3 protein-coding genes are annotated in these 4,177 nt (G+C 59.2%); 1 reads left to right on the forward strand and 2 read right to left on the reverse strand.

What is annotated here, in order from left to right; all coding sequences use genetic code 11:
* Both Q0239_RS01220 and Q0239_RS01225 read right to left on the reverse strand, forming a co-directional pair.
* Nucleotides 1-750 (reverse strand): ribonucleotide-diphosphate reductase subunit beta (locus Q0239_RS01220; RefSeq protein ID WP_298597118.1); only part of this gene is annotated, 750 nt, incomplete at its 3' end.
* A gap of 112 nt (nucleotides 751-862) precedes the next feature.
* Nucleotides 863-2,827: a ribonucleoside-diphosphate reductase subunit alpha gene (locus Q0239_RS01225; protein WP_298597121.1), complete on the reverse strand. Its 1,965-nt coding sequence runs from the start codon at nucleotides 2,825-2,827 to the stop codon at nucleotides 863-865.
* A 630-nt stretch (nucleotides 2,828-3,457) separates the two neighbouring features.
* Between Q0239_RS01225 and Q0239_RS01230 the strand changes: the two genes are divergently transcribed.
* The coding region (locus tag Q0239_RS01230) for an acyl-CoA thioesterase II (RefSeq protein WP_298597124.1) at nucleotides 3,458-4,177 on the forward strand (720 nt) is incomplete at its 3' end.

Genomic DNA, 4,177 nt, shown 5'->3' on the forward strand with positions numbered 1-4,177 from the left:
CGCGGTCATCCCCGGAACCGGGCCCATTTCGAACGCCAGGTCGATGAAGCTGTCTTCCAGCCGCACGACTTTCTGGCAGCAATCGATAATGTCTTCCTTCACCGCCTTGGTCAGGCAGTCGCGTTCCTTGGTGAAGGCGTGGAACAGCTTGGTAATGCCTTCGCAGTGCAGGCTTTCGTCGCGCACCGACCAACTGACAATCTGCCCCATGCCCTTCATCTTGTTGAAGCGCGGGAAGTTCATCAGCATCGCGAAGCTGGCGAACAGCTGCACGCCTTCGGTAAAGCCGCCGAACATGGCGAGGGTGCGGGCGATATCTTCGTCATTATCGACGCCGAACTGGTGGATATAATCGACCTTCGCGGCCATTTCCTCATATTCGAGGAAGGCGCTATATTCGCTTTCGGGCATGCCGATGGTGTCGAGCAAATGGCTGTACGCCGCGATGTGCACCGTCTCCATATTGGAGAAGGCGGTGAGCATCATCTTCACCTCGGTCGGCTTGAACACGCGGCCATATTTTTCGTGGTAGCAATCCTGCACCTCGATATCGGCCTGGGTGAAGAAGCGGAAAATCTGCGTCAGCAGGTTGCGCTCATGCTCGCTGATCTTCTGCGCCCAATCGCGGCAATCCTCACCCAAGGGCACTTCCTCGGGCAGCCAGTGGATCTGCTGCTGCCGTTTCCAGAAATCATAGGCCCAGGGATATTCAAAGGGCTTGTAGCTGTTGCGGGCTTCTAACAGTGGCATTTTCTTGCTTCCTCGGTTCAATCGTGTGTCGCCGCGGCGGAGGCCGGGGCTGCAGGAGGGTTACGCTGCCCTGCCAGCGGCCCCCGCCTGAACGGGGGCGACGCACCCTAACTTACTGGCACGCCAGGCATTCTTCATAGTCGGTCTGCTCGCCCGCGGTCAGTTCTATCTTGGGCGCGTCGGCGGTATTGTCCGCCTCGACGCCGCCAGCAAAGCCAGCGCGCTGGATCGATTTTGACCGCAGATAGTAAAGCGACTTGATGCCCAGTTCCCATGCGCGGAAGTGGAGCATGAGGAGGTCCCATTTCTCCACGTCTGCGGGGATGAACAGGTTCAGCGACTGTGCCTGATCGATATAGGGCGCGCGGTCACCGGCGAGTTCGAGCAGCCAGCGCTGGTCGATTTCGAAGCTGGTCTTGTACGCGTCCTTCTCTTCGGGGCTCAGGAAGTCGAGATGCTGCACCGAACCGCCCTTTTCGAGGATGCTGTTCCAGACATTGGTCGAATCCTTCGCCTTCGCCTGCAGCAGTTTTTCCAGATAGGGGTTTTTGACGATGAAGCTGCCCGACAGCGTCTTGTGCGTGTAGATGTTCGCCGGGATCGGCTCGATGCAGGCGCTGGTGCCGCCGCAGATGATCGAAATCGACGCGGTCGGCGCGATCGCCATCTTGCAGCTGAAGCGTTCCATCACGCCGCGTTCCTCGGCATCGGGGCAGGCGCCGCGTTCGGTGGCGAGCACCATCGACGCCTGATCGGCCTGTGCGCGGATATGCTTGAAGATCTTCATGTTCCACGACTTCGCCATCGCGCTTTCAAAGCCGAGGCCGCGCGATTGCAGGAAGCTGTGGAAGCCCATCACGCCCAAGCCGACCGAGCGTTCGCGACCGGCGCTGTAGCGGGCGCGGGCCATTTCGTCGGGCGCGCGGTCGATGAAGTCCTGCAGCACATTGTCGAGCATGCGCATGACATCCTCGACGAACATCTTGTCGCCGTTCCACTCATCCCATGTTTCAAGGTTGAGCGAGGAGAGGCAGCAGACCGCGGTGCGATCCCCACCCAGATGGTCGCGGCCGGTGGGCAGGGTGATTTCGGCGCACAGGTTTGACGTCGATACCTTCAGCCCGAGTTCGCGGTGATGCTTGGGCATCGCGTTGTTCACGGTGTCGCTGAAGATGATGTAGGGCTCACCGGTGGCGAGGCGGGTCTCGACCAGCTTCTGGAACAGGCTGCGTGCATCGACGGTGCCACGGATGCTGCCATCCTTGGGCGATTTGAGGTTGAACTCCGCGCCATCGCGCACGGCTTCCATGAACTCGTCCGACAGCAGCACGCCGTGGTGCAGGTTCAATGCCTTGCGGTTGAAGTCGCCCGAGGGTTTGCGGATTTCGAGGAATTCCTCAATCTCCGGGTGGTTGATGTCGAGATAGCAGGCGGCTGATCCACGGCGCAGACTGCCTTGCGAGATGGCAAGGGTGAGGCTGTCCATCACGCGGACGAAGGGGATGATACCGCTGGTCTTGCCGTTGAGGCCAACGGGTTCGCCGATGCCGCGCACGCTGCCCCAATAGGTGCCGATGCCGCCGCCGCGCGATGCCAGCCAGACATTCTCGTTCCAAGTATTGACGATGCCTTCCAGGCTGTCGTCGACGCTGTTCAGATAGCAGCTGATGGGCAGGCCACGTCCGGTGCCGCCGTTCGATAGAACGGGGGTGGCGGGCATGAACCACAATTTGGAGATATAGTCATAGAGCCGCTGGGCATGCGCCTGATCGTCTGCATAGGCAGAGGCGACGCGGGCAAACAGGTCCTGATAATTTTCGCCGGGCAGCAGATAGCGGTCGCGCAGTGTTTCCTTGCCGAACTCGGTCAGCAGATCGTCGCGTGCGCTATCCGTCACAACATCAAAACGACGCACATCGACGGTCTTGCTATCGCCAGCCTTGGCTTTCGCCTCGGCGACTTCCTTTTCAGGCTTCGCCTTTTTCACCTGCGGGGTTTCGGTCTCTGTCTTTTCTGCTTCGAGCATGTCCGCCATATTGCCTTCTCCGGCCTCCCGGCCAGTATCCCTGAAATCCATGTGACTCTTTGCTCCCCAATTTTGGTGCCGACCCTCACCCCGTTTGAATGTCGGCCCCGACTGTTAAAACCCAAGAAGCTTGTTCTCTTCTTGTTCGACTCGGGAAGCAAACACTTCCCTTAGCATTTTGTGCGACCCAAAGGGCATAAATTCGCGCGTCATCTTTCATTTTTTCAGGGCAAAAAAACCCTGCCGCAGAATTGCTCCTGCAGGATGAAACACAAATTGTAGGTATGCCCCCTATGGCCAACCGCTATCTATAGTGCCTCAACCATTTTCAGACGCAAGAGGGTAAATGGTTAATTAAGGACTCGATTCGTCGCTTGCCTGATTCCATTCGTCGCACCCTCTTTGGGGTGCAGTGCAGCGACGCGCGGACTTCCTAGGACTTGTCTAGCGTGCAAGTATTTTTGCGACGAACCGCGTAAAATTTTTATCCACGATAAAAAATCGGTGGGGATAAACCGGCAGCGCACTTGACCAACGCAACGCCGTGGATTCGCGACGCGTGCGATCTGGAAGGCGATCGCTACGCCACCCGACAAAGCGAAGCGAATCCATCCGAGCGCCAAGAAAGATTCGCACGTCCAGACATTGCCTAAAGCCGCTGCACGCTGCTAACGCGCCCCCATGTCTGGAAACGAACCGCAAAAGCATCCGCTCGTCACCGAGCTTGAAGAACTGCTCTCTGTCCAACGCATGGGCGATGGCTGGTATCTGGGAATGCGTAAGCCTGGCGGCGTGGGCCGTGTCTTTGGCGGGCAGGTGATCGCGCAGGCGCTGGCCGCGGCGCAGGATACGGTGGGATCGGAACGGATTGCCCATTCGCTGCATGCCTATTTCATGCGCGCCGGGGACGAAGATTATGAAATCACCTTCCGCGTCGAACGCGATTTTGATGGCGGCAGTTTTTCGACCCGTCGGGTGATCGCGCTGCAAAAGGACAGGCCGATCCTGAACCTGGCGGCGTCGTTCCAGAAGCTGGAAGATGGCCTGCACCACCAGGAACCGATGCCCGATGTGCCGCCGCCGGAGGAGTTGAAGGACGAGGCGCAACTGCGCGCGATGTTCGCCGATCAGGTGCCCGAAAAATTTCGCGACAATTTCGTCCGCGAACGCGCCTTTGAAAGTCGACCGGTAGACGCCCGCGATTGGCTCGGAGGCGACAAGCGCCAGCCTGCACGACAGGATATCTGGTTCCGGCTGCGCGACCGGACGGTTGACGACCCTGCGGTCCACCGCGCGATGCTGGCCTATCAAAGCGATAGCTGGCTGCTCGGCACCTGCACGCTGGCGCATGGCGTCACCTGGATGACCCCGGGGATGATGAGCGCCAGTCTGGACCATGCG

The sequence above is a fragment of the uncultured Sphingorhabdus sp. genome (assembly GCF_937872355.1).
GTDB lineage: Bacteria > Pseudomonadota > Alphaproteobacteria > Sphingomonadales > Sphingomonadaceae > Sphingorhabdus_B.

What these genes read in the sequence shown, in the direction of transcription:
- Q0239_RS01225 (WP_298597121.1), bottom strand. Translation starts at nt 2,827, where the DNA reads ATGGATTTCAGGGATACTGGCCGGGAGGCCGGAGAAGGCAATATGGCG.